Raw genomic sequence first — 17956 nt, forward strand, 5'->3', positions numbered from 1 at the left:
CATTACCTTCTTTATCGGTTTCATATTCGGTCTCGTAATGAGAATACGGGAAAACCAGGTATTGTATTTCTTCAGCAACAGCATTATATTTTTCGCGAACGGTACGGTAAACGTAATCCTGCTCATCAATCCTCGAAATATTTCTGTTGGTCGGGATTTCTACCACATCCAATTTATAGATCGACCAAAACTCACCAGCTTCTGTAGTTGCAGTACCCGTCATACCGCAAAGTTTGTGGTACATACGGAAATAGTTCTGCAAGGTTACTGTTGCATAAGTTTGGGTAGCATCTTCAACCTTTACATTTTCTTTAGCCTCAATTGCCTGGTGTAAACCATCAGAGTAACGGCGGCCATCCATAATACGACCGGTTTGCTCATCAACAATCTTGATTTTTCCTTCGTCGATGATATACTCTACATCAATTTCGAACAAGGTATACGCTTTTAATAATTGGTTTACCGAGTGGATACGCTCTGCTTTCACCGAATAATCGCGCATTAAAGCATCTTTTTGAACCACTTTTTCTTCTAAAGGCAGATCAGATTTTTCTAATTCGGCAACTTCAGTACCTACATCAGGCAATACAAAGAAATGTGGATCTTCGCCTGATTGGGTAATCAGTTCAATACCTTTTTCAGTTAACTCAACCTGGTTGTTTTTCTCATCAATATAGAAATACAATTCAGAATCTACCTTAGGCATATTCTTAGATTGATCTGCCATATAGTGGTTTTCGGTTTTTAATAACAAACCACGAACACCACTTTCACTTAAAAACTTAATTAAAGCTTTATTTTTTGGCAAACCGCGGTATGCACGCAATAAGGCTAAACCACCTTCGCCTTCTTCAGTTCCGCTGTTACCTGCGTTGATTAATTTCTTCGCCTCGTTTAATGCCTGGGTTACATAAGCTTTTTGTGCATTAACCAAACGCTCAATGCGTGGTTTCAACTCATAAAACTCATGTTCATCACCACGTGGAATCGGACCAGAAATAATTAAAGGGGTACGGGCATCATCAATCAAAACTGAATCGACCTCATCCACCATGGCAAAATGCAGCTTGCGTTGTACCAATTGATCTGGTGTTTGCGACATATTGTCACGCAGGTAATCAAAACCGAACTCGTTATTGGTTCCGTAAGTAATATCCGCGGCATAAGCTTTTCTTCTTTCTTCAGAATTTGGCTCATGTTTATCAATACAATCAACACTTAAACCATGAAATTCGAATAGTGGACCATTCCACTCACTATCACGACGGGCCAGGTAATCATTCACCGTTACAATGTGTACGCCTTGTCCGGCCAATGCATTTAAATAAGCTGGCAAGGTACTTACCAGGGTTTTACCTTCACCGGTCGCCATTTCGGCAATTTTACCACTGTGTAATACAATACCACCAATTAACTGTACATCGTAGTGTATCATGTTCCAGGCTACTTCCGTTCCGGCAGCATCCCATTTATTTGCCCATTGGGCTTTATCGCCAACAATTTTAACATTGTTTTTTCTTGCAGCATAATCTCTGTCAAACTGGGTAGCAGTAACCTCTAAATAATCGTTTTCACTTAAACGGCGTGAAGTTTCTTTAATTACAGCAAAAGCTTCTGGAAGGATTTCCAAAAGTACTTTTTCCAATTCTGTATCGCGGTCTTTACCTAAGGCATCAACCTGATCGTAAATAGCAGTTTTTTCGTGAAGATCTAAACTTTCACTTTCTGCATCAGCTTTTAAAGCTGCAATTTTTCCATCAATCTCGGTTAAGAAATCAGAAATCCTGCTTTTAAACGCTACGGTTTTACCACGTAACTCATCATTGCTTAATGCAGACAGCTTACTGTATTGCTCGTTAATTTTGACAACCAATGGCTGAATAGCCTTTATATCTCTTTCTGATTTACTTCCGAAAATCTTCGCTAAAAATCCTAACATTATATTTTAAATCGTATTTATTATTAAAAAAATGGTGTGTTACAACAACCAAGCCATTGTCTTCCTTGAGTCAGTTTGGCAGTTATTGGTATAAATGGGGCTTAAATCTTGTAAAAGATCTTTTTGAGGAAATGATAACTATGGACTGTTATTCTTTGGTTTCTTCCTGATTGTTAAATCGGCAATAATTTGATTTACGCTTACATATTTTGCAACTTTTACCGGAGCCTGAGTTCCAATTAAAGCAAGCCTGGTATAGGATAACAAATAAGGATTGCGGTCTTCGTTTAGTTGGACCGAGCTTTTACCTGTAGCGTTTACGCTGATATTATGCTCATTACAATATTCATTTAATATCCTTAGCCCTTCAACGCGTTCGGCTTTCGCCAAATGTGTTAAGCTAAAAAATACAAGTGATATGGTAACGAGGTGTTTCATTAATAGCGGCAAAGCTAGTTTTAATCTTTTATAAAAAGAAATTACAGCTTAGCAAAAAGTGTACCTCAATCTTCTTATCATTCCGAACGCAGTGAAAAATCCTTCATCGAGGAATATCATAACCTTAACCAATACACTAAAATCATTGCCTACATTAGTAATGCTTCCAACACAATAGAGATCCTTCATTGCATTCAGAATGACAACTGAATGTTATTTAAACACTACTTCAGTGGCACCATAACCAAATTTTTCTTTCCTCGCATCCATGTATGTTTTTACATGTGGATTTTTGCTGATCAGTTTATGGATTTTATCTCTTAAGGTACCGTTACCTGAGCCGTGAATGAAGACAATTTTATCAAAATGATGTAAAACCGCAGCATCCATCGACGTTTGAAAATGATTGATCTGTATCTGCAACATTTCGTCTGCTTCTAAGAAATGATGATCGTCCCTCAGTTTTTCGATGTGCAGATCAATTTCTTTTTGAGGAGCTTCAACCGTTCTTTTCTCTTCTGATGATTTAAAAAAACTTTCCTTTAATTTCTGTGGATCGATGGATACCGGAACGAGATCATCCAAACGGATGAACCAACCTTTATTCCTCAATTGAGGCAATTCCTTTTGTTCGATACTAAAATCTTTTGCCCTAAACTTCTTACGGATTACCAATGGATCAATAGGTTTCACATCAGCTTTGCTAAATACCAAAACCTGAAAGTTAAATTCCGGCCAAAGATCAAGATCAGCCAATGATGCAGAATAAACTAAAGTGGAGCCATAAGATTCTATTAACCCATGAAAAGCACCAGCATATTTTTCTTTACGTTCAGTGGTTAGGCTGACCAATAAAGTATTTGGAGAATGGTTTTGCAGATGAAAATGCACTACATTACCAGCCTTATCATCGGTAGCAACAGCAACGTAAATGCCATTTTCAATTTTACTGACGCTTGGAATATTCACCTGGATAGGTTTGGGTGCATCTAACTCTTCGGCTACTACACCATGACCATGTACAGAAGTTAAATTACTTACCGCAACAGGAATCTCAAAACCATCTTCATCGGTAACACCTAAAGTTTGGCTATCGATAATCTTGGTTACATAACCTTCACGTTTTTCATCAACAAAACGCACAAAATCTCCCAGTTTAAATTTCATTTCTATTATTTTTTAACCACAAGGGCACAAAGTACACAAAGATTTTTAAGCAGTTTGTATTAAAATGTCGTGCATGAAGCTATTTACTCTTTTGATCATTTAGCTTTTTGGCAGGGGTTTTCAATCTAATTCATTGATTCAATCATGAGATGTAGTATCACACATCATATCTTCGGACTCCAGACTGTCGACTTCTGACTCAATTAATGTCTTGTATCGTTACCATGATAAATGCTCAGGTAACTTTCATATCTTGATACAGCGATTTCACCTTCGTTTACGGCTTCAATAACGGCACAGCCCGGTTCGTTAACATGTTTGCAGTTATTAAAGCGACAATCGTGCGAAGTTTTAAAGATTTCTCTGAAAAAATGACCTAGTTCTTCTTTTTCGATATCGATTACACCCAGTTCTCTGATACCTGGCGAATCTACAATAAAACCGCCCTGCGGCAGTTCGAACATTTCGGCAAACGTAGTGGTATGTTGGCCCTTATCGCTCCAGTCTGAAACTTCGCCTGTTCTTAAATCGCGATCGGGCATTAAAGCATTGATCAGACTTGATTTTCCCACTCCTGAATGACCCGATATTAATGTAATTTTATCGGTAATCAATTCCTGGATAACCGGAATGTTAATGCCTTTTAAGGCTGAAACTTCGTAGCAGGCGTAGCCGATATTTTCGTAGATATCTTTAAACTCCTGAAGAATTTCCAATCCTTCTTTACTAAACAGATCGAGTTTATTAAATACCAATACAGCTGGTACATCATAAGCTTCGGCAGTAACCAAAAAACGGTCGATAAAACCCAATGAGGTACGTGGCGAGGCCAGTGTAACCACCAGCATGGCCATATCCAGATTGGCGGCCAGTATTTGCGCCTGTTTGCTCAGGTTGATCGATTTGCGGATGATATAGTTTTTACGCGGCAGCATTTCGTTGATCAAACCCTGATTGCTATCCTTTTCCAGATCAAATTTCACCCTATCGCCAACCGCAATCGGGTTGGTGGTTTTAAGTCCTTTAATCCTGAATTTGCCTACAATCCGGCAATCATAGCGTTCACCATTATCGGCCAAAACACTATACCAGCTCCCTGTAGATTTAATAACTAATCCCTGCATATTTGCGGTAAAGGTATGAATATGATTTCATTGGTAGAAGTGGCCTTGCCGGATAAAAGTTTGCGTACAGGCAAAAAGAACAAGCACTTTTAACTATATTCTTTGTTATCTACCAAATATCTTACATAAATACAACGCTTTAAAAGGCAAAAAACCTAAATTTGCGACAACAAAAATCAAAAATATAATGAGTTTCAGAATAGAACACGATACCATGGGCGAGGTGCAGGTACCAGCCGACAAATACTGGGGTGCACAAACCGAACGCTCACGCAATAACTTCAAAATCGGTCCGGAAGGTTCGATGCCAAAAGAAATTATCCATGCTTTTGGATACCTGAAAAAAGCAGCAGCGCTTGCCAATACCGAACTGGGTGTATTATCTGCAGAAAAAGCCGATTTAATTGCTAAAGCCTGTGATGAGATTATTGCTGGTCAATTGGATGATCAGTTTCCGTTGGTGATCTGGCAAACGGGTTCAGGTACACAAAGTAATATGAATGGCAACGAGGTGATTGCAAACCGTGCTCACGTAATAAACGGTGGCTCATTAGCTGACGATAAAAAAGTACTTCACCCTAATGATGATGTAAATAAATCACAATCATCAAACGATACTTATCCAACTGCAATGCACATTGCAGCCTATAAACTTACAGTAGAAAATACCATCCCAGGTTTAGAGAAATTAAGAAATACTCTAGCCAAAAAAGTAGAAGAATTCAGCACGATAGTTAAAACCGGCCGCACACACTTTATGGATGCGACCCCACTTACCTTAGGACAGGAATTTTCTGGTTATGTACAACAGATTGATAACAGCATCCGGGCAATTAAAAATGCTTTGGTTATGGTTGCTGAGCTGGCTTTGGGCGGAACGGCTGTTGGTACAGGCTTAAATACGCCAAAAGGATACGATGTTTTAGTAGCTAAAAAAATTGCAGATTTAACTGGTTTACCCTTTGTTACGGCTCCAAATAAATTTGAGGCGCTGGCTGCACACGATGCTATGGTAGAACTTTCTGGTGCATTAAAACGTACTGCGGTTGCTTTAATGAAGGTAGCTAATGATGTGAGAATGTTAAGTTCTGGCCCTCGTTGTGGTATTGGCGAAATTGTAATTCCAGATAACGAACCGGGATCTTCTATTATGCCTGGTAAAGTTAACCCTACACAACCAGAAGCTTTAACAATGGTCTGTGCACAGGTAATCGGTAACGATGTTGCCGTATCAGTAGGTGGTATGAGTGGCCACTTCGAACTTAATGTATTTAAACCTTTAATTGCAGCCAATGTATTACAGTCGGCCCGCTTAATTGGCGATGCCTGCGTTTCTTTTACTGATAAATGTGCAGAAGGAATTACCGCTAATTTACCTGAAATTGAAAAACACCTTCAAAATTCTTTAATGTTGGTTACGGCTTTAAATCCACATGTAGGTTACGAAAATGCAGCTAAAATTGCGAAGAAAGCACATAAAGAAAATAAAACTTTAAAAGCAGCCGCTGTAGAGTTGGGCTTGCTGACCAACGAACAGTTTGATGAGTGGGTGCGCCCGGAAGACATGGTTGGAAGTTTGAAATAAGTTAATTACATAACGGTCGTCATCCTGAATTTATTTCAGGATTTTTTCAGTACCCAAGATGCTGAAACGAGTTCAGCATGACGTTCCGGCTTTACAATACAATAGGGTTAATTAAAATATAGGCAATATGAATTCAATACTTTCTAATCTTTTAAGCTTGACATCTATCATTTCACCTTGTATTGTATTTGGAACCTGCTGCTTTTTTTTAGTAAAAAAATCTTCAGTTGAAGCCATTTTAATGACCATTGGATCGGGTATTGGCCTGCTGATTACTATATTATATAGTTTTTTGCCATTAATAATATCCACACAACATTTAGCTTATACAGAAATTTCAAAATACTATGCTATTGTGGGTATTATCAGTTTAATTGCCAGCCTTTGTTTTGCAGCAGGTCTTTTAATTCTGGTTATCAATACCGTTAAAAAACAGCCAGTGATCCACAATCAATTCCCTAAAAGCACCGATTATAACCATGATTAGACCGCAATCAGGATTAAGGCTTTGTTATATTTTCCTTTTTACATTATCCATCGTACATATAGCTTGTAGTCCGCGGCCTAATGTGCAGGGCAAAGGCGAACAGTTTATGCAAGGTATTTGGAATGAAGATTCAGTCGCTTTTAGTAATAAACTGAGCAATTACACACAACACCATTTCAAGTTCACCTGCGATTCGGTTTATATTGATATGGTTACCCATAGCAAAGTAAATTTTTACGAGGATTCTTGCTATAATAATGGCATTTGGAAAGAATATGCCAAAGGTGTTTATGTGGTTAAAGGTGATACGTTATTTATAGGCGCAACCTTTACACACGCTAATTATAAACAAAAAATATCGGGATGTTACCGCATCGGTCGCTACGAAAAAAACTTCCTCATCAAAAAAAAATCTGCAGATACCTTAATTCTAGAAAGTTTAAGCGATCAGCGTGAAATTAAACTAACACTTAAAGAGAAAATTACCTGCATACCAAAAGAATTATAAAAATGATTTTAACATCAATTAAACAAAAATTAATCCTTGCTTTAGCAGTGGGGTTTTTAGCCTATTTACCTATTCGGGCAAATGCATGGGGTACCATCGGCCATCGTGTTGTTGGCGAAATTGCCGATAGTTATTTAAAGGCTAAAACACGCAAGGCTATTCAAAGTATTTTAGGTTATGAAACTTTGGCCATGAGCGCCAATTGGGGCGATTTCATTAAATCAGATTCTACTTATAACTATATGTACAACTGGCATTTTGTTAATCTTCCGGCAGGGCTGAACAAAGATGGCGTTTACAACTTTTTAGAAACTGAAAAATCACCTAACCTTTACAACAAAATTCCTGACCTAATTGCTATACTTAAGAAAACAAGCAGCTCGGCAACTGAAAAAAAACTGGCTTTGCGCATGTTGGTTCACCTGGCAGGAGATTTATGCCAACCTATGCATGTTGCCCGTAAAGATGATTTGGGCGGTAACCGAATTTCGGTATTGTGGTTCAATGAAAAATCCAATATCCATAGGGTTTGGGATGAACAGCTTATCGAATATCAACAGTTAAGTTATACAGAATATGCTAAGGCAATTAATCACCCATCGGCTATTCAGTTAAGCAACTGGCAAAATACAAGTCTTAGAGATTGTATTTATGAATCGTACGGTATCTGCAACAAAATTTACGCAAATACAAAACCAGATGCTAAATTAAGCTACCGTTACAACTTTGACTGGGTGGATACCCTTAATGAGCAGTTACTAAAAGGTGGCGTGCGTTTGGCTAAAATGTTAAACGATATCTACGGATAAGCCTTTCTGTTAAATATCAGATGCCCCAATGCTTCCAGGCTTGGGGCATTTTTTTTGCCAGTGTAGCATATCAACTATAAAATCCGTTTAATTAGACAAAACCAATTATAAACCATGAAAAAATTAATACTTATTTTAACTGTTTGTTTAGCGTTCGGCTGCAAAAAAGATCTCGACAAAACATTAACAAAAAAAGACTGGCGCATCGAATCGATTACGGTTAGCCCGGCAATGACCATTGGCCAAAAAACGAGTACCAACTATATGGAATTGATGGGACTAAGCAGTTGTGAAAGTAATTCAATGATCTCTTTTTCATCGGAAGGAACTTACGTTTGGAGTTCAAATGGAGCACTTTGCGATATGTTATCTGATACTAGCATAAAAACCTGGAAAAGAGATGGCGATCAGATTTTTTTATCGGCCATGCCTAAATCGCCGATGACATTAAAAGGCGACAGGCTAATCCAGACCACTTCAACCCCTGCAGCAGGAATTATTTATACATTTGTTTATGTATATAAATCCAGATAACATTGAAAATTTTAATGGTTTGCCTCGGTAACATCTGCCGTTCGCCATTGGCTGAAGGCATTATGCGCCATCTGGCAGATGAACAAAACTTAAACTGGGAAATCGCTTCGGCAGGAACAGGCAATTGGCATATTGGCAAAGCACCTGACCATAGAAGTATTTCTGCTGCCAGGGCATTGGGTTACGATATCAGCAAACAACGGGCGCAACAATTTAACCACTTAATGTTTATCAGGTATGATCTTATTTTTGTTATGGACCGGAATAATTTAGCTGACGTACAAAGTCTCGCTAAAACCGATGAGGAACGAAAAAAGGTTAAACTTTTCCTTGATAACGGCGAAGTTACAGACCCATATTGGGATAATGCGCTGTTTAGCCCTGTTTGCAAGCAGGTTGAAGAAAGATGTAGGGAAATTATCAAACAACTTTCTTAAATTTAAGGCACATTATCCATCACTAACCAAGTTAAAGAAATGAAAAAGTACCTGTCCTTATGTTTATTAGTTGCAACAGTAATTTTATTTCAAAGCTATACCGTAGCAAAGAAATCGGCAAAAGTTTTAGTTTTCTCCAAAACAAAGGGGTTTAGGCACAACTCCATCGAAACCGGAAAAGAAGTAATCCAAAAATTAGGCACCGAACATCATTTTGAAGTGGATACTACCGAAAATGCCGATGTTTTTACAGAAGATAACCTTAAAAAATATGCCACTGTTATTTTCTTAAATACCACAGGCGATGTATTGGACAATAAACAACAGGTTGCTTTCGAAAGATATATCCAGGCCGGCGGAGGCTATGTGGGTATCCATGCAGCAACGGATACGGAGTACGATTGGCCTTGGTATGGTAAATTGGTTGGCGCTTATTTTATAAGTCACCCTGCTGTTCAGGAAGCCAGATTTATCATTAAAGATAAAAAGCACCCTTCAACCAAATTCCTTACCGATTCGATATGGATGAGAAAAGATGAACTGTATAATTTTAAAGATATCAACCCGGATATTAAAGTGCTGATTAATTTAGACGAGAAATCGTATACTGGTGGTAAAAATGGCGATTTCCATCCTTTTAGCTGGTACCACAATTTTGACGGTGGAAGAGCTTTCTACACCTGTATGGGCCATACTAAAGAAGGCTGGGCTGATGATAAATTTCAGAACCATTTATGGGGTGGCATTGAATACGCAATAGGCGGGCAAAAGAAATTAGATTACAGTAAAGCCCATTCGAAATTCTAAAATTAGATTAGGCTTGCTGAAACAATTAACCAGCAAGCCTAATCTATCTTTATAATAATAAAACGATATTTTAAGACTTATTCTTTTTCTGGTTAACCAAATAAATATAATTCAGCATACAGAAAGAAGCTACAGCCCCGAAAGTATGCCACAAAAAATGAGTGCCGATACTTAATATATCCCACTTATCTGCAATTCGAAAAGTTAAAGCAAATATGAAAGTAATCAGGGCAAACCCAACCCATTTGCCATTTTTCCAGTCTGTTTTAAGTAAGTACCCAAACACCGGAAATAAAACCAGCGCCGCCATAAAAGCATAATTAATATTGATAAAAATCTGAAAATCGCCATTGCTAAAGAGTCGCCGCACATAAAACTGAAAGAAAGCATAAACCCCTACAATTAAAACGGCAAAATACCATTCGGTTAGTTTGGAAAGAAAGTAGACACCTGCTGAAAGGCATAAAAGCATAATCGGCATCCAATCCATCATGATAAAGATTGGCCAGCGCCTTAAGCCGTGATAAGTGGTACCGCCAATTCCGCCAATATAAAGCAGCACCAACGCAATACTTAAAAACGTGTGTTGTTTAAAATTACCCCATAGCTTAATTGTCCAATACACCGCTATAGCGAGGAAAAAGCAACTTGTTATGGTATTAAAAGGCTCTGGAAATAACTGGTTCAGATTGGTTTCTGTATATACTGCACCTCCATCAGGAGGATTCTGGATAAAAGCGCTCATGAATAAATAACGTAAGGAGAAATTAAATGTTTCATGGATCTATGTAACGATCAAGATGTAAAAATAATCTTGCACTTGCATTTTCAAGAGGTTAAATATGGGATAACGCTTACCTTACCAAGGTTAATTATTTGTACTTTAGTTTTATCTAAGCTATATAATTATGAAACCATTATTTATCCTTTTTTTACTCCTTTCAACTGCTATTTACGCCCAAACACCGCCTCAACCTTATGGTGCATTACCTTCAAAAAGGCAATTGGCCTGGCATGATATCGAAGTTTATGGCTTAATCCATTTTACACCAACTACTTTCGAAAATAAAGAATGGGGCTACGGTGATGCTGACCCTAAAACATTTAACCCGACAGATTTTAATGCCGACCAGATTATTAAAGCCGCTAAAGCAGGTGGATTGAAAGGGATTATTTTAGTTGCCAAACACCATGATGGCTTTGCCTTATGGCCAACTAAAACTACAGAATACAATATTAGTAAAAGCCCATTCAGAGAGGGAAAAGGAAATTTAGTTAAAGAAGTAGAACAGGCAGTACGTAAAAACGGTTTAAAGTTTGGGGTTTATTGCTCGCCATGGGACAGAAATAATGCAAGCTATGGGACAGATAAATACCTGCCCATCTATCAGGCACAGTTAAAAGAGCTTTACAGCAATTTTGGGGAACTTTTTATGAGCTGGCACGATGGTGCTAACGGTGGCGATGGCTATTATGGTGGAGCAAAAGAAAAACGCTCGATAGATAATACAACTTATTACGACTGGAAAAACACCTGGGCTATTACGCGCAAAATGCAACCCATGGCAAATATTTTTAGCGACATTGGTTTAGATATCCGCTGGGTAGGCAATGAAGATGGGCACGCTGCACCGACCTCTTGGGCAACCTTCACTCCGATGGCACCGGATGGCAAAAGTGTAGCAGTACCCGGACAAGCCAATTACCCGCAAAGCCCTGAAGGAATTAGAAACGGTAAATTCTGGATGCCGGCAGAATGCGATGTTCCTTTAAGGAAAGGATGGTTCTATCATGCTAATGAAAAGCCAAAAACACCGGAAACTTTATTCGATCTGTATTTAAAAAGTGTTGGTCGTGGGGCAGGTTTAGATCTGGGTTTAGCACCCGATACCCGTGGACAACTTCATGATGATGATGTAACTGCTTTGAAAACTTTTGGCAACATGGTTAAACATACTTTCGAGAATAACCTGGCGAAAAATGCATCGATTAAAGCGAGCAATAACAGAGGAAAAAAGTATGATGTTGCCAAGCTGCTTGATGGTAAAAAAGCGAGCTACTGGGCCACTCAGGACGAGATCCATCAGGCAAGTTTAGAATTGGATTTGAAAGCTGCTAAAACCTTTGATATCATCAGCCTGCAAGAGTACATTCCTTTGGGTCAGCGCATAGAGGCGTATACTATTGAAATATTTGAAAATAATACCTGGAAAAATGTTTACAATGGCACGAGCATTGGTGCGAAACGCCTGATTAAATTGGATAGCCCTGTTACTACCAATAAAGTAAAAATAAACATTATTAAATCACCTGTTTGCATTACTTTAAGCGAAATCGGACTGTATAAAAAAGCTGGGTAAACAAGTTATTCTTTTACTTTATACAGGATTTCGAATACTTTAGCCAACGCAGTAGAAGTTTCTTTGCTGTAGCGATAAGTACTATCGGCTTTAATGTCTCTATACATTAACAGTACGGCCCGGTGTGATGCCTTACTCAGTTTTATTTTTTCAGTGCGTTCTTTAGCATCTTCAGGCTTTAAATTTAAGGCCTGCATTTGCTTAATCACAGCCAGATTCCGCTCCATGGGGATGATACCGTCTTCTTTGATAGAAGCGAGCTTAACATCTTTAGGCAAAGAGATTTTTAAATTCATAATACCGTTCAGAGAACCCAGATTCCCGTTAAAAGTATCTTTTAATTTGCGGTATTCCTCTGTTCCATACTTTGGACTAAAATGAAGCACTCCGCTAAAAAACATTAAAAATAAAAGTACTGATACCGCATATCTTGCCCAGGTTTTAACTTCGAATGTTTTGTCCCATTTGTAGTTAAGCAAATAGGTAAAAATAAAGCCTGAAACAAAGCCACCAATGTGTGCTGCATTATCTACTCTTTTACCAAATGCGCCATTTATAAGCACCAATAATGATACAATAAGCGTACTTACCAATAAAGCCTGGGTTGCCCTGCGCTCAAAAGATTTATTAACCAATAAAGCAATAAAAGCCCCGTATAAGCCCATAATTGCCCCTGAGGCGCCCATCATCACCCCTTCCTGGTGAAAAATCAAACTCACTAAACCGCCGCAAACTCCACTCATTAGATAAATGAAGAGGCACTTTTTCCAGCCCAGTTTATTTTCGATCATTAAACCCAGATAAACCAGGGCATACATATTAAAAAACAAGTGCGAAACCGATCCATGTATAAATTGATAGGTAATTAAGCGCCAATATTGGCCGTCAAGAACCAGATTTCGTTGATTAACACCAAAGTTTAGCGATAACTGTTTTATTTCTTCAATATAATCATCTTGGGATGCATTTCCGGTTTTTAACGAAAAATGAGCAATAAACACAACCGAAAAAAAGATAATTGAGAGGTAATATAAGGTATTGAGAAGAACAATAATTGGTGTTACGGCATAGCCTTTTTGAGGAAAAAACAGGAAGAAAACATTTTTGACCTTGTTTTTCGTTGCCAAAGGCCCTTTCTCGAAATAATAATCATCTTGAGTTGAGATGAACTGTTGAAATTTAGACAAACTTTCTTCCCAAACATCTTTCAGGTGAAACTCTACATATTCAAACTCATGGAAAAATTTTTCGAGATTTAAATCGTTTTTCCCATAATCGTTAAACCACATCTGGAGACCTACACACTCACTCTTTACTACAGCGAAATTCCCATGGATACGGATAGATACTTCTTCACTATACGATTGAAAAGATATGGGCGTGTATGCAATTAACCCATTTTCAGAAACATGACTAAGGCTCCAGCCCAAATTTTCGATAGCCTGCTTAGCTACGATTAAATATTTGTCTGCCGGAAAATCGGCCAGAGGAATAAATTTTTCAATTTTAGGCGAGTAACCCCAACTAATTGACATAGTGCATTTAGATTTTTTTCGCTACTAAGATAATGTAAGGTGATAGACTTTTGCTTTCGAATGGGATAATCTTTGTAAATACTTTTCCGGTCAGCCAAACAGCTTTTTTAAATAAACGAACACCAGCAGATTTCTGGCTCTCATTTTCCAGCCATACACTAAAACGGCCAAAATAACCTGATTTTACCTCTTTAAGGCCAGCCTGCTCACAGATTGATTTCAACAAAGCCGGATCCATGCTATTGATATTGTGTTTATCGTAGTTTTCCTTATCAAAATTCTTTTGGAACCAACCATTAACGGCCTTAAAATTCGGCAGCGTGATAAATAAAGTACCACCAGGTTTTACAAAAGCGATATGGCGGTTAATAATGTCGGCAGTATCATTAAAATGTTCGATTAAACCGCAGCTTAGTACAAGATCATACTGTTTCTCAGGCGTATAATTAAACAGGTCGGTTTCGATAATGTGGATATCCTTTTCGGTTAAACCGTTCTTCTCCAAAAGTTCATTTACTGCAGGCGGGTGAACAAAATAATCTAAAAGGGTAACATCAAGTTTGAAATACTTTTTCAGGAACACAGCATAATAACCAGGGAAACCGCCCAGCTCTATGGCCGTTTTAACCTGATCTTTTTGGATAACATCTGCCAGCTGGCTATGAAATAAATAGTTTGAAGGTAACTGAACCGCGAGTCCTTTTTTACTTTCCCAATAATTTACCCAAAAAGCCCTGTCGGTTAATAAATTTGCCATGTATTAAATAATTCCAACCTCAAAGAAACGGAAAGTATGTTAAAGTTGAAAGGTTTCGATTGCTCGATTGTTAAATTGTTTTATTGCTAGATTATTCGGCAAATAGCTAGAAAACGAAAATTGCTTTATGATCGGTAGTCAACAATATAACAATCCAGCAATAAAACAATCTGCAGCATGCCCGATTAACCTATTTCAAATCCTTCAAAATCTCTGCTACTGCTTTTTCGAGTTGAGGATCTTTATCCGCGAGACGGTCCTCGAAAGTGTTTTTCACAAAAATATCGGGTTTTACACCTTCTTTTTCAATGTTTTTGCCATCCATAGTATAACAGCCCCACGATGGTAAACGGTAAGAAGAACCATCAACCAAACCTTTAGCAGAGGTAAAAATAATCCAGCGGTAAGTTTCCGTACCGATAATTTTTCCCAGTTTCAGTTGTTTAAAACCTGCGGCCGTCATTTCTGCATCGCTTAAAGATTGTTCGTTAATGAGGAGCACAATCGGTTTTGCTGCAGGACCAAAATTACTTTGAGGTGCCATTTTACCGCCACGGTATTTCCATTTTAAATAAGGGCGCTGAGAAAGGAATTTCAGCACATCATCGTGCACGTTTCCGCCGGTATTGTAACGGAGATCAAGGATGATGGCCTCTTTATTTTCTTCCTGTGCAACCATATCCAAAAGGAAAGTTTCCAGCTCACCACCGCTCATGTTTTTCATATAAGAATAGGCAATCCGGTTATTGCTCCATTTGTCTACATTCTTATGATTTTGGCTAATCCACTCGTCATAAAGATTTCCGCGCAAAGTGCCAGAACTTTCAGGATGTACATTTACATAAACATCCTTTCCATTGCGTTTAAAGGTTAACGTCATTTCCCGATCCAATGATGGCTTACTGAAATAATAATCGCGGTCTATTTTTTCGTCTACCTTAACGCCATTCACTTCTGTTAAAATATCCCCGGCTAAAATATTTGTTCCGGTACGGGCAGCATTACTTTTAGCGGCAATACGTTCTACCTTTAAAGGATTTTCGTTATCGAAGATGATCCCTGTTTCATTGGTAATGTAATTAAGGTTTTTGCGTTCCTCTGTACCTGCACTATTAAAACCCATGTGTGAAGAATTCAGCTCGCCAAGCATATCATTCAATAAAATTCTCAAATCACTCCGGTTATTTACATAGGGCAAATAAGCAGCATAACGTGTCCTCATTTTATCCCAATCTACGCCATGAAATTTTTCGTCGTAAAAATTTTCGTCTAAACCTACCCAGGTTTCATAAAACATCTGGTTAAATTCAGCATTTAGGTTTCTGGTAAATTTATAACCGTGGTCTACCCGATCAAGTTTATTTCCTTCTAAGCTATATTTGTTGATTGTTCCTCTTGATAAAACGAAAAATTTATCCCCTGCCGAAATAATGGAGTAATCACCTCCATCGGCAACTTTTTCAGTTTTATTGGTTTCAAAAGGCTCAATGGTGGTACGATAAAGACCAGGGGAACCACCTTCATGGTTAGAGGAATAAAAGACATAGGTTTTATCGCCCTTGGCATAAGCATCAGTTCCGTACTGGCCGCCAAACGAAGGACCAACCAATTCTATTCTATCAAGGATATCTTGAGTATTAATGGTAATTATATTGGCAGGCTTAGGTGTAGGTTTAACTTCGGTTTTCTTTTTAACCGTATCGGATTTTGCTTTTTTATCATTTTTATTTTCAGGTGCAGCAGGCTTAACATCTGTTGGTGCTGGTTTGCTTTCTTTAAACAGATCGTCGAATTTATCAGAACGATAAGGTTCATCGTAATTGTTTAAGGCCATGCGGTAAATATGCGCATTCTGCATCCCCGTTGGATAAGCTGGTTTTGTACGGGCACTGGTAAAAAAAATATACTTGCCATCTGGCGACCACGCAGGACCGGTTTCCGTAACGCCGGTATTGGTTAAGTTAATGGTTTTATTGCCTTTAATATTATGCACCATAATATCCTGCTCAAAATTACGGTAAACGGTAAAAAGTACGTATTCATCATTAGGCGAAAAACTCGGCGCAGCGTTCTGTAAAGCCCAAAACTCATCGGTGACCAATGTCTTTGCGTCGAAAGTTTTAAGGTCCATCAGTTTGAGCTCATTTCTTCCGCTCAGATATACCGCCATCGTTTTGGTTTTATTTAAAGTGATGTCGCGCACATTTGCTTTATCTTTGGTAAGCTGTTTTACCGATCCTTTGCCATCACCAGTAATGGTAAACCAGTTCTGATAACCATTGGCCGTTTGGCTGAACAAAATCGTTTTGTTATCGGCCAGCCATTTACATTCAAGAGCACGTTCGCCACTATTGGTAATTTTGCGAATAAACTTTCCATCGGCATCACTCACAAACACGTCACCACGTGAGATAAAAGCCATTTTTTTCCCATCAGTAGAAACATCGAATGCAGAAATATTTCCGCGGACATCATACTCTTGCTCTTTACTCAACACTTGATTGCGCGAAGTGCTGATATTTACTTTTTCTGTCTTTTTTGAAGCTACATCATAAATGTACAATTGATAATCTTTTTCAAACACAACGGTAGTTCCATTGGCAGAAACAAATGGACGTTTAATAGAGGTATCAAAATTGGTTAGACCTGTTTTCTTGCCATTAATGAAAGTATATAGGTTATATTCATCATTTCCCTCATCCGACACAAAAAATACATTTCCCTTCTGATCAACACTCGTCCAGAAATCTTTCCCAATGTAATCGGTGTAACGCTTATAGCTTTTTGATTTTGGATTGTATGATTGAATATCTGGGTTATAAGCCCCTTTGTAATGTTTACGGTTGGTAAAACGATAGCTCTCCCAGGTATCGTTAAAAAACAGTTCTCCCGTTGGCGATTCGGCAATGTGGTGCGTAGTATTGAAATAATTGTCGAATAAGCGGACAGCAGTACCACCGCTTACACTTACTTTATAGCTTGAAAAAGAATTATAGCGCCCAGAAGTGAAATAAATTGTTTTCGAATCCCAGCTCCAGTTGTCTACTTCATCTGCGGCATCGTTAAAAGTTAACTGTTTAATGTCACCACCTGTTAAAGGCATAACATACACATCATAATTACCAAACTGATTGGATGAAAAGGCAAGCCACTTACCGTCAGGAGATATTTTTGGATTAATTTCTTCTCCCTGCATGGCGGTAATCCGCGATGCTACACCTCCTTTTACCGGCACTTTCCAGATATCGCCATCATAGCTGAATACTATTGTTTGTGCATCGGGCGTTAAAGCAGGGTATGCTGCAAAGTAGGTTTGACCTTGGGCAAATGAATGAACGGGCAGTAAAAATGCGAGTGTCGCAAGCGATTTTAGCAGGGATTTGATCATGATTTATTTTGTTTGGCTTTGGATGTCTGAACCCTTCTTGTTAAAATAATCATTAAATTCAGATATGATTATAAACATCAA

General features: G+C 38.3%; 15 protein-coding genes and 1 pseudogene. 8 read left to right on the top strand and 8 right to left on the bottom strand.

Translation table 11 applies throughout. The features are described 5' to 3' along the window. Positions 1-52: 52 nt before the first annotated feature. The 4 genes and pseudogenes from secA to rsgA form a co-directional block, all read right to left on the bottom strand. Positions 53-1939, bottom strand: a pseudogene (secA, locus tag IM793_RS25120) (preprotein translocase subunit SecA); the annotation flags it as partial. A 138-nt stretch (positions 1940-2077) separates the two neighbouring features. Further along, positions 2078-2377 carry a hypothetical protein gene (locus IM793_RS10510; protein ID WP_193421126.1) on the bottom strand — a complete coding sequence of 100 codons (300 nt, stop codon included), beginning with the start codon at positions 2375-2377 and terminating at the stop codon, positions 2078-2080. Positions 2378-2590: 213 nt separating this feature from the next. Further along, a complete protein-coding gene (locus IM793_RS10515) occupies positions 2591-3544 on the bottom strand; it encodes a Smr/MutS family protein (protein WP_193421128.1) in 954 nt (317 codons plus the stop codon). Positions 3545-3747: 203 nt separating this feature from the next. After that, positions 3748-4668, bottom strand: a complete 921-nt coding sequence (rsgA, locus tag IM793_RS10520; protein ID WP_193421130.1) for a ribosome small subunit-dependent GTPase A — start codon at positions 4666-4668, stop codon at positions 3748-3750. 187 nt (positions 4669-4855) lie between these two features. Here rsgA and fumC point away from each other — a divergent pair, with 187 nt between their 5' ends. From fumC to IM793_RS10555, 7 genes are all read left to right on the top strand, one after another. Then, positions 4856-6253 (top strand): class II fumarate hydratase, encoded by a 1398-nt coding sequence (fumC, locus tag IM793_RS10525; protein WP_193421132.1) that lies wholly within the window; start codon positions 4856-4858, stop codon positions 6251-6253. Between the two features lie 127 nt (positions 6254-6380). After that, on the top strand, positions 6381-6740 hold the full coding sequence (locus tag IM793_RS10530) for a hypothetical protein (RefSeq protein ID WP_193421134.1): 360 nt from the start codon (positions 6381-6383) through the stop codon (positions 6738-6740). Beyond that, positions 6733-7248: a fumarate hydratase gene (locus IM793_RS10535; protein WP_193421136.1), complete on the top strand. Its 516-nt coding sequence runs from the start codon at positions 6733-6735 to the stop codon at positions 7246-7248. The genes IM793_RS10530 and IM793_RS10535 overlap by 8 nt, the downstream gene beginning before the upstream one ends. Positions 7249-7250: 2 nt before the next feature. Then, positions 7251-8057, top strand: coding sequence for a S1/P1 nuclease (locus IM793_RS10540; RefSeq protein WP_193421138.1), 807 nt, complete (start codon positions 7251-7253; stop codon positions 8055-8057). A gap of 114 nt (positions 8058-8171) precedes the next feature. Further along, positions 8172-8591, top strand: coding sequence for a hypothetical protein (locus IM793_RS10545; RefSeq protein WP_193421140.1), 420 nt, complete (start codon positions 8172-8174; stop codon positions 8589-8591). A 2-nt stretch (positions 8592-8593) separates the two neighbouring features. After that, positions 8594-9028 carry a low molecular weight protein-tyrosine-phosphatase gene (locus tag IM793_RS10550; RefSeq protein ID WP_193421142.1) on the top strand — a complete coding sequence of 145 codons (435 nt, stop codon included), beginning with the start codon at positions 8594-8596 and terminating at the stop codon, positions 9026-9028. Positions 9029-9067: 39 nt separating this feature from the next. After that, positions 9068-9835: a ThuA domain-containing protein gene (locus tag IM793_RS10555; RefSeq protein WP_132398927.1), complete on the top strand. Its 768-nt coding sequence runs from the start codon at positions 9068-9070 to the stop codon at positions 9833-9835. Between the two features lie 70 nt (positions 9836-9905). On the opposite strand, the gene IM793_RS10560 is transcribed toward IM793_RS10555, so the two are convergent. After that, positions 9906-10580 (bottom strand): hypothetical protein, encoded by a 675-nt coding sequence (locus IM793_RS10560; RefSeq protein WP_193421144.1) that lies wholly within the window; start codon positions 10578-10580, stop codon positions 9906-9908. A gap of 163 nt (positions 10581-10743) precedes the next feature. Between IM793_RS10560 and IM793_RS10565 the strand changes: the two genes are divergently transcribed. Then, positions 10744-12195: an alpha-L-fucosidase gene (locus tag IM793_RS10565; protein WP_193421146.1), complete on the top strand. Its 1452-nt coding sequence runs from the start codon at positions 10744-10746 to the stop codon at positions 12193-12195. 5 nt (positions 12196-12200) lie between these two features. Here the strand turns inward: IM793_RS10565 and IM793_RS10570 are convergent, their stop codons facing one another. From IM793_RS10570 to IM793_RS10580, 3 genes are all read right to left on the bottom strand, one after another. Further along, on the bottom strand, positions 12201-13730 hold the full coding sequence (locus IM793_RS10570) for a rhomboid family intramembrane serine protease (RefSeq protein ID WP_193421148.1): 1530 nt from the start codon (positions 13728-13730) through the stop codon (positions 12201-12203). A gap of 7 nt (positions 13731-13737) precedes the next feature. Continuing rightward, a complete protein-coding gene (locus IM793_RS10575; protein ID WP_193421150.1) occupies positions 13738-14487 on the bottom strand; it encodes a bifunctional 2-polyprenyl-6-hydroxyphenol methylase/3-demethylubiquinol 3-O-methyltransferase UbiG in 750 nt (249 codons plus the stop codon). 190 nt (positions 14488-14677) lie between these two features. After that, complete coding sequence (locus tag IM793_RS10580) at positions 14678-17875, bottom strand: S41 family peptidase (protein ID WP_193421153.1); 3198 nt, start codon at positions 17873-17875, stop codon at positions 14678-14680. Positions 17876-17956 lie beyond the last annotated feature (81 nt).

The organism is Pedobacter sp. MR2016-19, from assembly GCF_014947265.1.
Lineage (GTDB): Bacteria > Bacteroidota > Bacteroidia > Sphingobacteriales > Sphingobacteriaceae > Pedobacter.